Source organism: Pseudoalteromonas sp. 20-92 (assembly GCF_030847595.1).
In the GTDB taxonomy this organism is placed as follows: Bacteria; Pseudomonadota; Gammaproteobacteria; order Enterobacterales; family Alteromonadaceae; genus Pseudoalteromonas; species Pseudoalteromonas fuliginea.
The window spans coordinates 40,034-58,897 of the sequence record NZ_JANJGQ010000004.1 but is presented as its reverse complement, the minus strand read 5'-3'; the positions used below and the strand labels follow the sequence as shown (position 1 = coordinate 58,897).

Annotated in this window: 18 protein-coding genes, 3 tRNA genes and 1 riboswitch; of the genes, 16 read left to right on the top strand and 5 right to left on the bottom strand. The window is 40.0% G+C overall.

All coding sequences use genetic code 11. The features are described from left to right. Positions 1 to 79 precede the first annotated feature (79 nt). From NRL14_RS05525 to NRL14_RS05490, 8 genes are all read left to right on the top strand, one after another. Positions 80 to 478 (top strand): thioesterase family protein, encoded by a 399-nt coding sequence (locus NRL14_RS05525; protein ID WP_306724178.1) that lies wholly within the window; start codon positions 80 to 82, stop codon positions 476 to 478. Between the two features lie 126 nt (positions 479 to 604). Further along, positions 605 to 1,003 carry an META domain-containing protein gene (locus NRL14_RS05520; protein WP_306724177.1) on the top strand — a complete coding sequence of 133 codons (399 nt, stop codon included), beginning with the start codon at positions 605 to 607 and terminating at the stop codon, positions 1,001 to 1,003. 106 nt (positions 1,004 to 1,109) lie between these two features. Beyond that, positions 1,110 to 1,224, top strand: a riboswitch (TPP riboswitch). A 142-nt stretch (positions 1,225 to 1,366) separates the two neighbouring features. After that, the gene (gene thiC / locus NRL14_RS05515; RefSeq protein ID WP_306724176.1) at positions 1,367 to 3,319 is read left to right on the top strand and encodes a phosphomethylpyrimidine synthase ThiC; all 1,953 of its coding nucleotides are present in this window, start codon (positions 1,367 to 1,369) and stop codon (positions 3,317 to 3,319) included. A 117-nt stretch (positions 3,320 to 3,436) separates the two neighbouring features. Next, positions 3,437 to 4,447 carry an FAD-dependent oxidoreductase gene (locus tag NRL14_RS05510; RefSeq protein WP_306724175.1) on the top strand — a complete coding sequence of 337 codons (1,011 nt, stop codon included), beginning with the start codon at positions 3,437 to 3,439 and terminating at the stop codon, positions 4,445 to 4,447. 7 nt (positions 4,448 to 4,454) lie between these two features. After that, the gene (thiS, locus tag NRL14_RS05505) at positions 4,455 to 4,649 is read left to right on the top strand and encodes a sulfur carrier protein ThiS (protein WP_306724174.1); all 195 of its coding nucleotides are present in this window, start codon (positions 4,455 to 4,457) and stop codon (positions 4,647 to 4,649) included. Between the two features lie 5 nt (positions 4,650 to 4,654). Then, positions 4,655 to 5,449, top strand: a complete 795-nt coding sequence (locus tag NRL14_RS05500; RefSeq protein ID WP_306724173.1) for a thiazole synthase — start codon at positions 4,655 to 4,657, stop codon at positions 5,447 to 5,449. Between the two features lie 79 nt (positions 5,450 to 5,528). Then, the gene (gene thiE, locus NRL14_RS05495) at positions 5,529 to 7,064 is read left to right on the top strand and encodes a thiamine phosphate synthase (RefSeq protein ID WP_306724172.1); all 1,536 of its coding nucleotides are present in this window, start codon (positions 5,529 to 5,531) and stop codon (positions 7,062 to 7,064) included. Positions 7,065 to 7,085: 21 nt separating this feature from the next. Next, positions 7,086 to 7,838, top strand: a complete 753-nt coding sequence (locus NRL14_RS05490) for a HesA/MoeB/ThiF family protein (RefSeq protein WP_306724171.1) — start codon at positions 7,086 to 7,088, stop codon at positions 7,836 to 7,838. Positions 7,839 to 8,560: 722 nt separating this feature from the next. Here NRL14_RS05490 and asd read toward each other — a convergent pair. Both asd and rsgA read right to left on the bottom strand, forming a co-directional pair. Continuing rightward, positions 8,561 to 9,427, bottom strand: coding sequence for an archaetidylserine decarboxylase (gene asd, locus NRL14_RS05485; protein ID WP_306724170.1), 867 nt, complete (start codon positions 9,425 to 9,427; stop codon positions 8,561 to 8,563). Positions 9,428 to 9,442: 15 nt separating this feature from the next. Beyond that, positions 9,443 to 10,501, bottom strand: a complete 1,059-nt coding sequence (gene rsgA, locus NRL14_RS05480) for a small ribosomal subunit biogenesis GTPase RsgA (protein WP_306724169.1) — start codon at positions 10,499 to 10,501, stop codon at positions 9,443 to 9,445. 120 nt (positions 10,502 to 10,621) lie between these two features. Between rsgA and orn the strand changes: the two genes are divergently transcribed. The 4 genes from orn to NRL14_RS05460 all read left to right on the top strand — a co-directional run bounded on the left by orn (position 10,622) and on the right by NRL14_RS05460 (position 11,886). Then, complete coding sequence (orn, locus tag NRL14_RS05475; protein WP_008135796.1) at positions 10,622 to 11,167, top strand: oligoribonuclease; 546 nt, start codon at positions 10,622 to 10,624, stop codon at positions 11,165 to 11,167. Between the two features lie 352 nt (positions 11,168 to 11,519). Next, positions 11,520 to 11,595, top strand: a tRNA-Gly gene (locus tag NRL14_RS05470). A 96-nt stretch (positions 11,596 to 11,691) separates the two neighbouring features. After that, positions 11,692 to 11,767, top strand: a tRNA-Gly gene (locus tag NRL14_RS05465). 43 nt (positions 11,768 to 11,810) lie between these two features. Beyond that, positions 11,811 to 11,886: transfer RNA gene (locus tag NRL14_RS05460), tRNA-Gly, on the top strand. Between the two features lie 233 nt (positions 11,887 to 12,119). Here NRL14_RS05460 and NRL14_RS05455 read toward each other — a convergent pair. The 3 genes from NRL14_RS05455 to NRL14_RS05445 form a co-directional block, all read right to left on the bottom strand. After that, complete coding sequence (locus NRL14_RS05455; protein ID WP_306724168.1) at positions 12,120 to 12,548, bottom strand: secondary thiamine-phosphate synthase enzyme YjbQ; 429 nt, start codon at positions 12,546 to 12,548, stop codon at positions 12,120 to 12,122. Continuing rightward, positions 12,545 to 13,012, bottom strand: coding sequence for a chemotaxis protein CheX (locus tag NRL14_RS05450; protein WP_007378744.1), 468 nt, complete (start codon positions 13,010 to 13,012; stop codon positions 12,545 to 12,547). Before NRL14_RS05450 ends, NRL14_RS05455 begins: the two co-directional genes overlap by 4 nt. Positions 13,013 to 13,089: 77 nt before the next feature. After that, a complete protein-coding gene (locus NRL14_RS05445) occupies positions 13,090 to 13,527 on the bottom strand; it encodes a transcriptional repressor (RefSeq protein WP_033015589.1) in 438 nt (145 codons plus the stop codon). 94 nt (positions 13,528 to 13,621) lie between these two features. Here NRL14_RS05445 and NRL14_RS05440 point away from each other — a divergent pair, with 94 nt between their 5' ends. The 4 genes from NRL14_RS05440 (at position 13,622) to dusA (ending at position 18,746) form a co-directional block, all read left to right on the top strand. Further along, entirely contained in the window at positions 13,622 to 14,242 is a 621-nt protein-coding gene (locus NRL14_RS05440; RefSeq protein WP_007378742.1) for a MarC family protein, read from the top strand. A gap of 979 nt (positions 14,243 to 15,221) precedes the next feature. Next, on the top strand, positions 15,222 to 15,686 hold the full coding sequence (locus tag NRL14_RS05435) for a hypothetical protein (protein ID WP_306724167.1): 465 nt from the start codon (positions 15,222 to 15,224) through the stop codon (positions 15,684 to 15,686). A 57-nt stretch (positions 15,687 to 15,743) separates the two neighbouring features. Next, positions 15,744 to 17,420: a methyl-accepting chemotaxis protein gene (locus NRL14_RS05430; protein ID WP_306724166.1), complete on the top strand. Its 1,677-nt coding sequence runs from the start codon at positions 15,744 to 15,746 to the stop codon at positions 17,418 to 17,420. Positions 17,421 to 17,813: 393 nt separating this feature from the next. Beyond that, complete coding sequence (dusA, locus tag NRL14_RS05425) at positions 17,814 to 18,746, top strand: tRNA dihydrouridine(20/20a) synthase DusA (RefSeq protein WP_306724276.1); 933 nt, start codon at positions 17,814 to 17,816, stop codon at positions 18,744 to 18,746. Positions 18,747 to 18,864: the final 118 nt, after the last annotated feature.

Genomic DNA, 18,864 nt, shown 5'->3' with positions numbered 1-18,864 from the left:
GGACTCGTATGGTAGCAATTATTTGAGCACATGTGCTATAAACTCGGCAATTATACGTTAAATAATTAGGATTATTAATATGACCTTTAAAGTTGACTTTAAAGTGCGTGATTACGAATGTGACTTACAAGGCATTGTAAATAACAGTGTGTATTTTAATTATTTGGAGCACGCTCGCCACGAATTTTTATACGCAAATGGTATTGATTTTGCTCAGTTAGCAAAAGATAAAATTAATCTAGTCGTGATGCGCAGCGAAATGGATTATAAGCATTCGCTCTTACCGGGTGATGAGTTTTATGTGGCTGTAAAGCCGCAGCGCATAAGTCGCCTTAAATTTGCTTTTAAGCAAACGGTTGTTCGTAAATACGATGAAAAAGTAATGCTCAATGCACTAATAATAGGAACGTCGGTTAATGAAAAAGGCCGCCCATTTTTGCCTGAGCAAATAGATAATGTATTCAAAACTACAACTTAGTGCGTAGTAGCGTAACTTTTGAACTATCATAGAACAAAAATTTACATTTTAAACATGCATTTTTAACGGATAAATCGCATAAATATTGTTATTATTACAGTAATTAGACAATTAGTTAGTAGTAGCATGAAATTAGCAGCAATACCGATGCTTATAATCGGTTTATGTGTTGGTTGCGCATCGACAGGGACGGTTACCAGTGAGCAGCTAAAATACACCCAATGGCAATTATCACATGTTGATGGTTTAGCAATTCCACCTTCTTTTAACGCATCAATGAGCTTTATTGAAGCGCTGCAAGTAAATGGTTTTGCTGGCTGTAACAAATTTTTTGGTGAGGGCTCGCTTGAAGAAAGTAATCTTACCGTAAGTAAATTAGGTATGACGCGCAAGTCGTGCGGAAAAGAACTTGATGAGTTTGAGCAGCAGTTATTACAAGCCTTAAATCAAGGCGCAGAGCTTAAAATGCAAAACCAGCAATTAGTCATGCAAGGCGAGCAAACATTTGTGTTTATCCCTAAATAATTTTAAGTTTTTGAAAAACAGCCCCTTGCGGGCAGTTTTTAACTGACGTACACTCAGCGCAGATTTGATGAATAATATATCAAATCAACGAACAAAATTTATATATCAATACTTGTCGGAGTGCCAAAGCTAAGTAATTAGTTTGTGGCTGAGATCGCGAAAGCGGGATCCGTGAACCTGATCAGGTTAATACCTGCGTAGGGAACAAGCTGCCTAAAATAGGACGCTTGTGCGTCTTTTTTTATGCGCACAATAAAGTGATTTTGTTTTTTTAGGCTGCAAAGTAGCATGTACGCTACTTTACGATCTTTCTCTATTCCTCGGAATATCTGACAAGACAACCCTTAAGCAATGAGGCAAGTCATGTCAAATACTACAAATAAAGCGTCACGCCGAGAAACTCGCGCTGCCGCGTCTGAATATATTTATAACTTAACGGGTCAACCGTTCCCAAATTCTCATAAAGTATACGTTGAAGGTACTCAACCAGGCGTGCGCGTTGGTATGCGTGAAATCACGTTAAGTGATACGTTTATTGGCGGTACAGATGAAAACCCTGTTTATGAGTCAAACGATCCGCTTCGCGTTTACGATACTTCGGGCCCGTATACCGATCCTAATTTTGAACTAGACGTGCGTAAAGGCTTACCAAAATTTCGTGAACAATGGATTGAAAACCGTGGTGACACTGAAATTTTAGAATCAGTGACGTCGCAGTTTTCGCAGCAGCGCATGGCAGATGAAGGGCTGGATCATATTCGCTTTGATCACTTGCCAAAAATTCGCCGTGGTGTCGCTGGTAAAAACGTAACGCAAATGCACTACGCACGCCAAGGGATTATTACTCCTGAAATGGAATACGTAGCCGTTCGCGAAAATATGGGACGTGCAGAAATTCGTAAAGAATTACTTGCCGCGCAGCATAAAGGCGAGTCGTTTGGCGCGAGTATTCCTGAATTTATTACCCCAGAATTTGTACGTGACGAAATAGCCCGTGGTCGCGCTATTTTACCAAATAATATAAACCATCCAGAAACAGAGCCTATGATTGTAGGTCGTAACTTTTTAGTTAAAGTTAACGCCAACATTGGTAACTCGTCGGTCAGCTCATCTATTGAAGAAGAAGTAGAAAAAATGGTGTGGTCTACTCGCTGGGGGGCAGACACCGTGATGGACTTATCAACGGGTCGTTACATTCACGAAACGCGCGAATGGGTTGTGCGTAATTCGCCTGTACCTATTGGCACAGTACCGATTTATCAAGCGCTTGAAAAAGTAAACGGTGTGGCTGAGGATTTAACGTGGGAAATTTTTCGCGATACGCTAATTGAGCAAGCCGAGCAGGGTGTTGATTACTTTACTATTCATGCGGGTGTATTACTGCGTTATGTACCAATGACCGCTAAACGTGTAACCGGTATTGTGTCGCGCGGTGGCTCAATTATGGCTAAGTGGTGTTTAGCGCATCACAAAGAAAACTTTTTATACACGCACTTTGAAGACATTTGCGAAATTTTAAAACAATACGATGTGTGTTTTTCACTCGGTGATGGCCTTCGTCCAGGCTCTATTGCTGATGCCAACGATGAAGCGCAGTTTAGTGAGCTGCGCACATTAGGTGAACTGACTAAAATTGCGTGGAAGCACGACGTACAAGTATTTATTGAAGGCCCAGGGCATGTGCCAATGCACATGATTAAAGCCAATATGGACGAGCAATTAAAGCATTGCGACGAAGCGCCATTTTATACATTAGGTCCACTAACGACCGATATTGCACCAGGATACGATCATATCACTTCAGGCATTGGTGCTGCTCAAATAGCATGGTACGGCTGCGCAATGCTTTGCTATGTAACACCTAAAGAGCATTTAGGTCTGCCAAATAAAGAAGATGTTAAAGAAGGCTTAATCACCTACAAAATTGCAGCACATGCTGCCGATTTAGCAAAAGGGCACCCTGGTGCGCAAGAGCGCGATAACGCCTTATCAAAAGCGCGCTTTGAATTTAGATGGCATGACCAATTTAATATTGGTTTAGATCCAGATCGAGCCCGCGAGTACCACGACGAAACCCTTCCGCAAGAATCAGGTAAAGTGGCTCACTTTTGCTCCATGTGTGGACCTAAATTTTGTTCTATGAAAATTAGCCAAGAAGTACGCGATTACGCTAAAGATTTAGAGACACGCGGTATTGATCCTAATAACGCTGGCGACGCTATTAAAATAAAAATGGTTGATGTAGAAGCCGAAATGAAAGCTAAGTCAGCTGAGTTTAAGCAAACAGGCTCAGAGATTTACCATAAAGCGGTATAAAGTAATTATCGCTAGAAGTTAGATGCAGACGTAGGTGAGGTTTTATACCTCGCTTCTTTAAACATTGAAGAAGTGCGAGTGAGTTCGCACCTACTAATAACTGCTTTTGGAGGTTTTATGTTTTATAACATTGCTGTGGTGGGTTTTGGTTTAGCAGGGCGCTTAGCTGCCCTTGAGCTAAGTAAGTTGCATCATGTAACGGTGTTTGAAGCAGACGACGAGCAAACCCCAAATAGCGCCGGCAAAGTAGCTGCGGCAATGCTCGCCCCGCTTGCTGAGTCGGTGTTATGTGAGGCTGATTTAGCTTTAATGGGTCTTGATTCAATGAAGCGTTGGCCCGGCATTATTGCAGAGCTTGAAAGTGACGTTTTTTTTCAGCAGCAAGGCACTTTGGTCATTGCGCATCAGCAAGATAAAGGCGATTTACAAAGCTTTGCGCAACGTATAAAACCGTTAGCTGGTTATACTGCTGAGCATGTGAATACTCAACAAATTACAATGCTTGAACCTGAACTTGCAGGGCGTTTTAATCAAGGTCTATTTTTACCCTGCGAGGGGCAAATAGATAACCAAGCATTTTATAAAGCCAGTTTTACACAGCTCAATAAACGCAAAGTAAAATTTGTATTTAATCAGCGCGTAACCATTAGCGACAACAAAATAAACAATCGACCATTTGATTACATTATAGATTGCCGTGGGCTTGGTGCTAAAAATACTCAAAGTGATAAACCGCTTAGAGGTGTGCGTGGCGAGGTAGCAAGGTTATATGCACCAGAGGTAAGTTTAACGCGACCAGTGCGTTTAATGCACCCGCGTTATCCAATTTATATAGCGCCTAAACCTAATAATGAATATGTAATAGGTGCGACTGAAATAGAGTCACAAGACAATGGTGCCGCAACCGTGCGCTCAACTCTTGAGTTACTTTCAGCGGCTTATACTGTACACAGCGGGTTTGCCGAAGCACGACTACTTAATATTCAAACCGGATTACGCCCCGCATTTAGCGATAACCGCCCAGAAGTATCACAAGTTGGCAATGTAATTAGCATTAATGGATTGTATCGCCATGGTTATATGTTGGCGCCAGCATTAGTAGCAGAAGTAATTTCACGAATAGAGTGAGAATAAAATGAACATTACAATTAATGGCAATGTGCTCACAATAAAAAGTAATAAGTTAATTAGCTGTTTGCAGGATTTTGGTGCCACACCACCTTATGCGGTTGCCATTAATGGCGAATTTATTTCACAAAGTCAGCACAGTAACTATGTATTAAATGAAGACGACAATATTGAGCTATTGTCGCCCATTCAAGGCGGATAAGGCTTATGCAAACTAAAGATTGTTTAACTATTTATGGAGAGCAAATAAATAGCCGCTTATTAATCGGCTCTGCGCTTTATCCGTCGCCCGACATTATGACCCAATCGATAGTCGCCTCAGGCGCTGAAATTGTAACTGTGTCGCTTAGGCGCCAACAAAGTGCAGCAGCGGGTGATGACTTTTGGCAGTTAATAAAAAATACAGGTTTAAAAATACTCCCTAATACCGCAGGGTGCCACAGCGTTAAAGAAGCTATAACGCTTGCAAAAATGTGCCGAGAGGTATTTGCCACCGACTGGATTAAGCTAGAGCTGATTGGCGATGATTACAATTTACAGCCTGACCCTTTTGCGCTACTTGAAGCCACAAAAATATTAATTAATGATGGCTTTAAAGTATTGCCTTATTGCACCGACGACTTAGTACTTTGTCAGCGCTTAAATGAGCTCGGGTGTGAGGTGCTTATGCCGTGGGGTGCGCCAATAGGCACCGGTAAAGGCTTGTTAAATAGTTATAATTTAAAAACTATCCGAGAGCGTTTACCCGATACCACATTAATAGTAGATGCAGGTTTAGGTTTGCCATCGCATGCCTGCCAAGCACTCGAAATGGGGTATGATGCGGTATTATTAAATTCAGCCATTGCAGGGGCGGGCTGCCCAATTACTATGAGCCGCGCATTTAAAGCCGCAGTTGAAGCAGGACGCTTTGCATATCAAGCAAAAGCAATGCCGGAAAAAGACGTTGCAGCCCCATCAACCCCAACAATGGGTATGCCATTTTGGCATCAAGAAAAATAGCTGTTTTATTAAAAACATGAGCATTCTATCTAATTAAATAGCTTCATTAGTTCAATGTAATCGCTGTGAGGAGACAAATATGAATAATGTAGTATGGACAATTGCCGGATCTGATTCGGGCGGCGGTGCAGGCATTCAAGCAGACATAAAAGCAATGCAAAGTTTTGGTGTACATGGGTGTACTGCTATTACAGCATTGACTGCGCAAAATAGTTTAGGTGTAGAGGCTATTAATGCAGTGTCTACCGATATTATTGAATCGCAGTTACTTGCACTTGAAAAAGACATGAAAGCCAAAGTGATAAAAATTGGCATGTTAGCCAACGTGCAGCAAATTCAGTTAATCAGCGAGCATATAAGTCATTATAAAGCTAAATGGCCTGTGCCTCCCGTTATTGTATATGACCCTGTCGCTATTGCCTCAAGCGGTGACTTACTAACAGAAGAAGACACGGTAAGCGCAATAAAAGAATGTTTACTGCCGCTGGTGGATGTAATAACTCCAAACACACACGAAACACAGTTATTAACCGGTGTGTATTTAATTGGCCCGGCAGCAATAAAAGAAGCGGCTAATAAGTTATTAAGCTGGGGCGCTAAAGCCGTTGTTATTAAAGGCGGACATTGGGATTACCCAAGTGGCTACTGCATTGATTATTGTATTGATAGTAATATGCAAAATGGTGAAGAATACTGGTTAGGCAACCAAAAAATACAAACACCGCATAACCACGGCACCGGATGTAGCATGGCTTCGGTCATTGCTGCGTGTTTAGCTAAAGACTACCCATTAAAAGATGCTTTTATTTTAGCTAAAGCATATATAAACCAAGGGCTAAAACAGTCTGTTCGGTACGGCGAGGGGATTGGACCGGTTGCTCAAACCTCGTTTCCCACTAATTTAGCCGACTACCCACAAGTAATTGAGCCAGGTAGCTGGCTGGGCGATGAACTAGATTTTGATGTGCCGCTTGATTTTAATATGGCCGCTGATTTTGCACCTTGTGAAAGTAAATCGCTTGGCTTATATGCGGTTGTAGATAGTGCTGATTGGCTAGAAAAATGCTTACAACAAGGCATTAAAACAGCGCAGTTACGCGTTAAAAATAAAACGCAAGACGAACTTGATGAGCTCATTAAGCACGCTGTTGAGCTGGGCAAGCAATACAACGCACAGGTATTTATAAACGACTACTGGCAGTTATCTATTAAGCATGGTGCGTATGGTGTGCATTTAGGGCAAGAGGATTTAGACATTGCTAATTTAGCAGCAATTAAAGACGCTGGGTTAAGGCTTGGGCTTTCTACCCATGGCTTTTATGAAATGCTGCGTGCGCATAATTATCGCCCTAGTTACATGGCATTTGGTGCTATTTACCCAACCACCACTAAAGACATGACAGGTCAAATACAAGGTCTTGAAAAGCTCATTAAATTTGTACCGCTTATGCAAAGCTACCCAACAGTGGCAATAGGCGGTATTGATTTAAGCCGTGCTGAGCAGGTAGCGAAAACTGGCGTAGACAGCGTTGCCGTAGTACGTGCGATTACCGAGGCTGATAATTACGTAGAGGCTATAAACGCTCTGCAAGTAGCCATAAGTACTGCAGATTAATACTCACAAAGGTCAGTAAAAGTGAATGAGCTAAGCGATAAAGAAACCCTACGTTACAGTCGCCATTTATTGCTTGAAGAAGTAGGGCTTGAAGGGCAGTTGGCACTTAAATCCTCAACGGTTGCAGTCGTGGGGGTTGGTGGGTTAGGTAGTCCTGCACTTTTATATTTAGCTGCTGCGGGTGTTGGAACGCTTATTTTAATTGACGATGACGAGGTTGAGCTTTCAAATTTACAGCGCCAAGTGCTTTATAAAATAAATCACTTAGGGCAAAACAAGGTCGCCGCCGCAGGTAAAGTATTAGCGAGTCTTAATAATCAAATAGAAATAGTAACGCATTGCCAAAAGTTAGATGAGAGTAATGCAGCTAACATGCTAAAAGGTGCTGACATCGTACTTGATTGCTCTGATAACTTTAGCACTCGCTATTGCGTTAATCGTTATTGTATTAGCAACAAAACACCGTTAATTTCGGGTGCTGCATTGGCAACTAAAGGGCAGTTAATGGGCTTTGATTTTAGGCAAAGTGATAGCCCGTGCTATGGCTGTGTTTTTCCACAAAGTGAAGCTACACCCGTTATAAATTGCAGTAACGCAGGAGTAATTAGCCCGCTACTTGGTGTAATAGGCTCTATGCAGGCGCAACTTACGCTTAACTTGTTATTGGGGCATTCAAAGGGGGGGGAATTTATAACTTTTGATGCGCTTACTTTAAAGCAACTGCATTTCAAAGTAGTCAAAGATTCAGACTGTAAAGAGTGTGGTGTGAAGTAAAAGTTTTAGTTGATGGTTTATAACCGTTCTAAGTTAAGTAATTAGAAGCTTCGCTTCTCGCGTGAGCAAGCTCTACGCCTACAACATATCAAACTTCTGTACTAAACTTGTAGACGCACAGCTTGCTGGCGTGATGGGCAAAGCCTATAAAAATATAAACGGTGCAGCCTGCAATAACACATAAACCAAAAGCTGACGCTTTTAACGTGAGCAAGCTCTACGCCTACAACATATCAAACTTCTGCGCCAGAATTGTAGGCGCACAATTTGCTGGCGTGATGGGCAAAGCCCATAAAAATATAAATGGTGCAGCCTGCAATAACATATAAACCAAAAGCTGACGCTTTTAACGTGAGAAAGCTCTACGTCTACAACATATCAAACTTATGTACTAAACTTGTAGACGCACAGCTTGCTGGCGTGATGGGCAAAGCCCATAAAAATATAAACGGTGCAGCCTGCAATAACATATAAACCAAAAGCTGACGCTTTTAACGTGAGCAAGCTCTACGTCTACAACACATCAAAATTTTTGCACCAAACTGTAGACGCACAGTTTGCTGGCGTTATGGGCGAAGTCCATAAAAATATAAACGCTATAGCCTACAATTACTTATAAACCAAAAGCTGACGCTTTTAACGTGAGCAAGCTCTACGTCTACAGAAATAAAAAACCGCGTTAATTAAACGCGGTTTTTTTGATTCCGAATTAACGATTGATTTTATTCGTTAATTTTTGCAAACGCAGTACCTAAGCGAGTAACCACTTCTGGTAGTTGGTCATCCAGTATTTCAGCTTTATCAGCACCCCATGCAAGTACCACAGTAGAGCCTAATTTAAAGCGACCCATTTCTTCACCCTTTTTAAGCGTGATAGCGTTATCGCCAGTGGTTGGGTATTTCCAACTAAATACATCGCTACCAGCTGGTGGCGTGACAGTACCTGCCCAAATAGTTTCAATGCTGGCTACAATTGTTGCGCCAACAAGTACCATAGCAAGCGGACCAATCTCAGTTTCAAAAATTGCTACAACACGTTCGTTACGTGCAAACAAGTTAGGCACGTTTTGCGCGGTAAGTGGGTTTACTGAAAATAAATCACCTGGCACGTAAATCATTTTGCTTAGTGTGCCATCAACTGGCATATGAATACGGTGGTAATCTTTAGGTGCTAAATAAATAGTGGCAAACTTACCGCCTAAAAATGGTGTTGTATCATTTTGTGAGCCGCCTAATAGCGCTTGTAAGCTGTAATCGTGACCTTTAGCTTGTATTAGCTGTCCGTCAACAATATCGCCTAGCTGGCTGATTGCGCCATCCACTGGATGAATGATGATATTGCTATCTTCTACCATTGGGCGCATGCCGTCTTTTAAAGGGCGAGTAAAAAATTCATTAAAGCTTTTATAATGAGCAGGGTCTGAATATTTCGCTTCGCTCATATCTATTTTGTATTGCTTAATAAATAGTTTAATTAATGTGGTTGTTAATGCGCCCGCTTTAGCAGCAGCTAATTTGCCTACTACACGTGAAATAAAATGTTTTGGCATTGCGTACTGCATTGCGATTTTAAATTTGTCTAAACTCACAGTATTTTTCCTAAATTATACGCGAGGCGCACGGGCGCCTGCACGGCCATCGGCCATTGTTTCTAAAATTCGGTGGTAGCTGTCAAAGCGCAATTGAGAAATTCTTCCATCGGCTACAGCTTCTTTTACTATACAGCCCGGATCGTTTAAATGTTTACAGTCTCTAAAGCGGCACCCGCCTATAAATTCTCTAAACTCTTTAAAGCACCACGTTACACGCTCAACATCTAAATGCCATAAACCAAATTCGCGAATTCCTGGTGAATCGATTAGGTTACCGCCACTTGGTAAATGGTGAAGGCGTGAAACAGTTGTTGTATGCTGGCCTAGGCCGCTGTTTTCAGATACTTCTTTAGTTAATATTTCAGCGTTAGGTAATACAGTGTTAACGAGGGTTGATTTACCTACACCACTTTGGCCAACAAAAATATTATTTTTATCAACAAGTACTTCTTTTAATTTGTCAATACCATCGCCGGATATATTACTAACAAGGAGTACTTGATAATCAAGTTTACGATAGATATCGAGAACTTTTTGTATTTCGCTAAGGCCTGCTTCGTCAATTAAATCGGTTTTATTGAGCACTAAAATTGGCTCAATACCCATATCTTCACAGGCTATTAAATAGCGGTCGATAATACTTGGGGTAAACTCAGGTAATACTGCCGATACCATGAGTATTTGGTCAATGTTAGCTGCGATAACTTTTACACCATCGTAAAAGTCAGGGCGGGTAAGTTGCGAACGACGCTCTTGCGTGGCTTCAATTACTCCGGCTAAATCACCTTCACTTACTTTGGCACGGCGAAACAATACTTCATCACCACACACTAAATTTGACACGGTACGGCGTATATTACAGCGCAGTACATCGCCGTTCTGTGTTTCTACATCGGCGTGTTGGCCAAAACGACTGATCACAATTGCGCTCTCGACCTGACCTAAATTATCGGTTTGCCATTCTTGCGCGCCTTTTTTAGCTGGTTTTGAGTCTGCGCTATTAATGCGCTTTTGGTGGTTGGCCTTGATCTGACGAGATTGGCCTTTACTTAATTTTTTCTGTTTTGCCACTGGAGGCCTATAACCTTAGTTAAATGTCGCTTTTCCTAAAAAAAGCTTTAGCTCGACGGTTGATGCTAATATGATATATCGAAATGCGTTGGATCTAAAGGAAAGCACCGCTTAGGTATTATGACTATTAATAAATCAAATTTAATTTGGCTCGATCTTGAAATGACCGGACTCGAACCAGAGACCGATAAAATACTCGAAATTGCGACGGTTGTCACTGACGCAGACCTGAATATATTAGCCGAAGGGCCAACTATAGCTATTCATCAAAATGATGAATTACTAAATGGTATGGACGAGTGGTGTACGACTCAACATGGTAAATCGGGTTTAACAGCGCGCTGCAAAGCAAGTACCTTTGATGAAGCCTATGCTGTAGAGCAAACTTTAGCGTTTTTAAAGCAGTGGGTACCAGCAGGCACTTCGCCAATGTGTGGTAATTCAATTGGTCAAGACCGCCGCTTTATGAATAAATATATGCGCGAGCTTGAAGACTTCTTCCATTACCGAAATCTCGACGTAAGTACTATTAAAGAATTAGCACGTCGCTGGAAACCTGAAGTGCTTGCTAAAGTGAACAAAAAAGGCTCACACCTTGCTTTGGACGATATTAAAGATTCGATTATGGAATTAAAAATCTATAGAGAAAATTTCTTTAATTTGTAAAAAACACTTGCAAACACTCTGTATTATTGTAGAATCCTGCCCCGCTCAAGACGATAACCCACGCGGGGTTAGTGTGTTTGAGTTGTTTTTATTGTGGTTGTTTTATATCCATAATAAAAATGCGGTACTAGCTCAGTTGCTAGAATGTTGAACGCGACCTGTCGCGCTTAAGCGTAAAATAACTGAAGAAGTGAAAATGCGGTACTAGCTCAGTTGCTAGAATGTTGAACGCGACCCGTCGCGCTTAAGCGTAAAATAACTGAAGAAGTGAAAATGCGGTACTAGCTCAGTTGCTAGAATGTTGAACGCGACCCGTCGCGCACCAACGTAAAATAACTGAAGAAGTGAAAATGCGGTACTAGCTCAGTTGGTAGAGCGCGACCTTGCCAAGGTCGAGGTCACGAGTTCGAGCCTCGTGTACCGCTCCAATTTCTAACCAAAAGAAATTGTAGTGAATAAAAGCTAGCTCAGTTGCTAGGATGTTGAACGCAATTTATTGCGCACCAATAAAATAACTGAAAAATGCGGTACTAGCTCAGTTGGTAGAGCGCGACCTTGCCAAGGTCGAGGTCACGAGTTCGAGCCTCGTGTACCGCTCCAATTTCTAACCAAAAGAAATTGTAGTGATTAAAAGAAGTAAAATGCGGTACTAGCTCAGTTGGTAGAGCGCGACCTTGCCAAGGTCGAGGTCACGAGTTCGAGCCTCGTGTACCGCTCCAATCTTTTTATATCCTTTCAAAATTCTCTGTATTAAAAATCATAAATAAAATTATAATTTAAAATCTCTCTTATCTACTTTATTCTATATGCAATATTCAGCATTAAAGTTTTGGTTGTTAGAAGCTATCGCTTCTCGCGCGAGCTCTGCGCCTACAATAAAGGTATTGTACTTTGAAGTTATGAGGTATGAGTGAGATAGGAGGAGTCAATAATTTAAAACCTGAAGCTTTTATTAAAGCCGCTCCCCCTGAATCGTTGCTATAATACGCCTAGCGCCACCAGAGTTGCGATGTTCACCTAAGTAAATACCTTGCCATATACCTAGTGCTAAATACCCATTAGAAATAGGAATAGTTAACTCACAGCCCAATGTGCTGGTTTTAATATGTGCGGGCATGTCGTCATCGCCTTCATAATCATGGCGGTAATAAGGCTGGCATTCAGGAACGAATTTATTGAAATGGCTTTCCATATCCATACGCACCGTAGGATCGGCATTTTCGTTTATAGTAAGGCTAGCGGAGGTATGTTGGATGAATAGGTGTAACAAGCCAACTGTGTAAGTAGTAAGTTCAGGAAGTTGAGACAATATTTCGTCGTCAATTAAATGAAAACCCCGCGAGCGAGGTTTTAATACTATGACCTTTTGTTGCCAACTCATAGCTTATCGAAGCTAACTTCAATATTTGCATTACCAGCATCGCTAGTAAATGGCATGATGATTTTTTTACCTTGGCTTTTATGGGTAATTGTATGCCCTTTCCCTGATACGACAATAGGTGTTGCCATATCAAAATCAAAGCCTTTTTCACCTAATAAATTTTTAGCGCCACCGGTAACCATATTAGTAATTTCGCCAACCATATCGGTTACTTCTTCATCAATTGAATCAGGGCGTTCGCCTAGCATGCGTTCCATAATAGTTAATGCAAGCTCTTCATCAAAGGTAATTGAAAATGAACCTTTAGTTTGTGGGCCTACCATGCCAATAAGGCCAGACACATCACCACAGGCTATTTCATCTGTTTTGATACGTGGCTTACCTGGCTTTAATTGAGTTTGAGCCATGGTACTTAATACATTTATCAAAGAAGATAAAAAAGGATTGATGAACTCTACATTCATATTGCTTACTCTTAAATTGATACTATGAAAATGACTATAATTATATTAAGTATAGCCAATATGGGTAACTTTGAGGGCTAGGATGTCCTACAAGAATCACATTTTCCATGTGCTTCGATAGTTTGTCCTGAAACAACAAATCCACCCTCAGCCGCTAAGTTATTAAGCTCATGCGAAATAACGGTAGAGTGTAACTCTTTTACAAAACCACAAGTATCGCAAATTAATAACTGTACGGGATGAATATGATCAAAATGATGACACAGCATAAATGCATTTGTGCTTTCAATTTTATGAATAAAGCCTAGTTCGGCCAAAAAATCTAAGGCGCGATATATAGTGGCGGGTTTAGCACCTGACTCAGTTACTTTTAATTGTTCAAGTAAGTCATAGGCCCCCACGCCACCTTGGGCACTAGCGAGTAAGCGAAATACTTTCTCACGAATGGGGGTGAAACGTGCGCCACGGTTATCACATACTTGTTTTGCTTTACCTACGAGTGATTCTATATTCATCATTCTCTTATCCTTACGCTACCGTGATATACTAACATACTGTGTTGTAGTTGCAGCGTTTTTATTAGACGCTTTTTATCTAGGAAACCCAGTAATGCATGAATTATTAGCTATATTTATCTTCTTTTTTGCGGTGATAGACCCCATTGGCACTGTACCTGTATTTATAGCAGTTACTCGCGGTGAAGATGAAAAATTTAAGCGCAAAGTAATATTTAAAGCCGTAGGTGTATCTGCCATCGTGCTTTTATTTTTTGTTGTAGCGGGTGAGCAACTACTTAATGCCATAGAAATTCCGCTTTCAGCATTTCAAATTGCTGGCGGCATAGTATTACTTATTTTTGCACTTTCAATGATATTTGGTGAAAGCAAACCAGAAACAGAAATAAAAAGTGTTCGAGATAGCACTGAGACTGCCATTTTCCCACTGGCTATTCCTTCTATAGCAAGCCCTGGTGCTATGTTGGGGGCCGTGTTGATGACTCGTAACGAAGAGCATACATGGGTTGAGCAGCTAATAACATCATCAACGATGTTAGCGGTGTTGGCTATTGTCCTAATTTTATTGCTCTTAGCTACGCATGTGCATAAATTAATTGGTGACAGTGGTGCAAGTATAATAAGTAGAATAATGGGGCTTATTTTGAGTTCAGTTGCGGTAACAAATATTTTAAGCGGTATTGCTCATTACTTTGGTTTGCAAGTGTTTACTTAAAGTCGTTGCGATTTTAGGAGACCATGACATTATATTTACTAACTTGAATTTGGAATAATTAATCACACGTAACGATATTTATGACTGGGAAATATTGGGTTTGCGGGTAATCGGCCTACTGCTTATATGCAAATTACTCTTGCTGCCATTATGCGTATTTTAAATGTAATTTTTTGATTTTAAAATGTATTGTTGTTTTTGAGTGCAGTTTGGCCGTGTTTTATTAGAACGATATAATACTAAACGCAACCCCTTACTATATCGTTACAGTCTTAAATTGCTCACTCGTAGCGTTGTGTAAATTAAAGTAGGTATTTTTTATAGTACCAATCCTCATAAAAGTTTTAGCCTAGGAGCAGTTTATCTTTTGAGATTTAATTTTTAGCTGTGTGTTTGTTTTTTTAGGCAAAACAGAGCCTATGTCGTGTGATTATTTCCAATAAATAGGCGATAACGCAGTACAAATATCCGCCGCCCTAATGGGGGCTTTTTAGGGGTGATTAACCTTTTGTTACTTACATTGGTGAAGTTAAGTAGGCACGAGCTAGGCATGGAAGCTTTACTCGGTTTTTACTTGCACTTACAGGGATGCAAGCCATTAGAGTTACGCGGGAGCAGTTACCGAACCCACTCGATTACAAACCTCGCACCGCGATTTAATTGCCCCTAGATTGAACAAATTTCTATTCACAAAGATCAACACGGCCTAGCTACAGTGCAATTTAATTATTGTTAATAGACCTCAAATCTAAGCCGATTGGTGTAAGTAAAATAGTATTGTTTTTATTTTTTAACTGATTTTATAAAAAAATTTACTAAGTAAATAATCCTGCCTATATTTATTAACAATACCACCCTGCATGTAGAATAAATGTTTTTCTTAATTGTTTATTAGTTATTACATTTTTGGCTTTGTTGTAAGGAGTACTAACGTGATGTGATGCTGGAGGGTTTGTTTCCTTATTTACAAGAGAAGATTATGAAAAATAAAGTTTTAAAATTTACAGCGTGTTTTTTTATATTTTTGACTCCTGCTGTTCAAGCGGGTGACGAGGTGAAACATATACCAGGCGTTTTTATTGGCACTACACATTTTGACAGTGAAAGTGAGTTTACGTTTGGTGTTGAGTATGAATATAAAATCACTCAAAAATGGGGCGCCGGAGTGGTGTATGAGCGTACAAATGATGCTCATCATGGCGATGGTACTGCTGTCGCTTTGGCTTCGCTCTATTATCATCCAACTAAAAATATACGTTTAGGGGTGGGTTATGGTGAGGAGAGAATTGGTGGAGCTCACCCCCATAATGAAGATTTATACCGCATTAGCTCTGCTTATGATTTTCATGTCGGTGATTTTGGGATTGCACCCACTATAGCTGTCGATTTTATTGATGATGAAGAAGCAGTAGTTGTCGGTTTAGCTATTACTCGACCTTTTTAAGTTTTTACTTTGTAACAGTAAAGTTAGGTTTAAGCCTAAAATGTGAAGGGGTCTAAAATGTTAAATAAGTTATCTATTACAAGTAAAATATACTGCCTAGGAATATCACAAATATTATTAATGGTGGTAATTGGGATTATATCTTTAACACAAATGAACAAAATTGGTATAGAGCTGGTTGATATAGCTGAGCGAGATATTCCGCTCAGCAACATGCTTACTACAATGTCTGAGCACAAATTAGAACAAACGATATTTTTTCAGCGAGCTTTATTACATGCAAGTTTAGAACCAGGTAAAGCCAATGAAGAAATCGAGAATAAACTCACGTCATTAACGCAAAAAATTCAAAGTGAATTTAATAAGTCAGAAAAATTTGTCACCGATTCTATTGATTATTTACACAGTGAAGAGGCAAAAGCGAGTTTTACTTCGCTAGCGAGTGACCTGAAGCTTTTAAATAAAGAATACCAAAGTATTTCTGTAAATATTAATGACATTATTGAGGCCACTAAAACGCAATCCGTTGTCAGCTTGGATGATAAAATAAAGTTAATAGAAGTCGCAGAAAATAAATTTGAGGAAAAACTTATAGCTTTACTCTCTCAAATCCAGCAGTTTACTTTAAACTCAGCTTTGCAAGCTGAAAATGATGAAAAGCAAGGTATTAACCTTATTCTTTATATATTTATCTTCTCCGTTATTGTGGGTGTTGTTTTGTCATATATGATTAGCAGAGCAATCGCTTTGCCTGTGAATATGCTAAAAAATAGATTAGTTGAAATAGCTGATGGCGATGGCGATTTAACGTTAAAGCTTGATGAAAGCGCCGGCGATGAAACTGGCGATACAGCAAGAGCGTTCAACAAATTTTTATCAATGCTAAGAGAAACAATAAATGAAGCTAATATACATTTATCGCAATTAGACGACTCATCAAAGTTTGCCGTAACTGTTATGCAGGAAACGGTAGTTAATGTTGAAAAGCAAAGAGCTGAAACCGAAATGGTTTCAACAGCAGTAGAAGAAATGAACTGTACAACTTTAGAAGTTGCGAGTAATACCCAGAATGCTTCTGATGTAACAGAAGCAGTCAAAGAGCGTGTATTAAAGGGCAAGGCAGAAGCTTCTGAGGCAAAAGTTGTTATTCAGCGTTTAGCTAAAGAAATAGATGAAGCAAGTACCGTAATTGAGTGCCTTGTTACAGAAACAAATAATATCGGCAGCGTTTTAGATACAATACAGAGTATTGCCGAACAAACCAATTTACTCGCTTTAAATGCTGCAATAGAAGCCGCTCGTGCTGGTGATACTGGTAGAGGTTTTGCTGTTGTAGCGGACGAAGTCAGGGCACTTGCTCAACGAACACAGGTCTCAACTGTTGATATACAAGGGCTGGTTACTCGCTTACAAAGTGAGGCGAAAAATGCGGTTGTTAGTATGAATAAAGGGATTAGTAGTGCTGACGAATGCCTTAAAAAAAGTACTGAAACGTCAGAAATATTTGCCAACTCAGCCATTGCTGTTAATGAGATTACGGACCTAAACTTACAGATTGCTACCGCAGCGGAAGAGCAGTCTGCTGTTGTAAGCGAAATAAATCAAAATTTAATTAATATTACTGATATTGCAATAGAAACATCTACAGGAGCAAAAAATACGTCAGAAGCAAATGAAAGTATCGCCCGATATATTGCTAATTTAAGAGTTAATTTGAATAAATTTAAAGTTTAAATTATGTTTTTATATAGAAGCAATGGAAGTGTGGCAATTCGGTAACATCATTACTAATTTAAAGATGTATATTTCTTTGATAATTAATGATTTTATGGGTTATGTAATTGTCTTGGGGCAGTGGTATTAGTTTGATGATTGTCGTGTACACAAATTAATGATATTTGCGTAAATTTATTAGTAGAGCCATATGGTTTATTTTAAGCTCGGCTACACCGATTGTCTTTTAAATGGTGTAGCTCATTATTTTAGTTTTTAGGTGTTTGCTTTGCATTGATGCCCGCTAGGCTTTTGTGTAAAATACAGCGCCTTTTAAGCTGTGCTTAATAATTTAATACCCTGAGGTTTGCTTTGAATAAATGTACTTTGGATAGACGCTTTTCTGTAGCCCCAATGCTTGATTGGACTGATCGTCATTGTCGTACTTTTCATCGCAAAATGACTAAACACACTGTGCTTTATACCGAAATGATAACCACAGGGGCTATCTTATTTGGTCGAGGCGATTACTTACATTTTAATAAACACGAAGGCCCAGTTGCGCTGCAACTTGGTGGCTCTGATCCTAAAGCGCTTGCGCAATGTGCAAAGCTAGCAGGTGAGCGTGGCTATGACGAAATAAATTTAAATGTAGGGTGCCCGTCAGACAGAGTTCAAAATGGCCGATTTGGCGCATGTTTAATGGCAGAGCCTCAATTAGTTGCTGAGTGTGTTGCAGCAATGAAAAACGAAGTAAGCATCCCTGTTACCGTTAAAACACGTATTGGTATTGATGAGCAAGATTCGTATGAGTTTTTGTGTGCGCTTATTGAGGCGTCGCATAAAGTAGGGTGTGATGATTTTATTATTCATGCTCGTAAAGCATGGCTCAATGGTTTAAGTCCAAAAGAAAATCGTGAAGTTCCAGCGCTTGATTACCCACGTGTTTACCAACTTAAAAAAGATTATCCGCAGCTAGACTTAAGCCTAAATGGCGGTGTTAAAACAATTGAGCAGAGCCTAGAACATTTACAACATATTGATGGTGTAATGATTGGGCGTGAAGCTTACAGTAACCCATTTATGCTCAATGACGTTGATGAGAAAATTTATGGTGATACTGCAAACACGCAATCACGCCACGATGTAGTACGCTCAATGTACAGCTATATTGAAGAAGAAATGCGTTTGGGTGCTAATTTTTGGCATATTGCACGTCACATGCTCGGTATTTTTCAGGGGCAGCCTGGTGCGCGAGGTTTTAGACGCCACCTTTCTGAAAGTGGTCACGGTAAGCAAGCCGATTTATCAGTAATGGATAAAGCATTAAGCTTTGTACCCGAATAAAACTAAGCTTTAAAAATTCTAAATTTAAGCCACTTTCAAGTGGCTTTTTTGATCCTAAAAATTAGTCAAAAGCATAATTTATTGGCTAATTACACTCTATGCTATTCAGCTTAAAGTC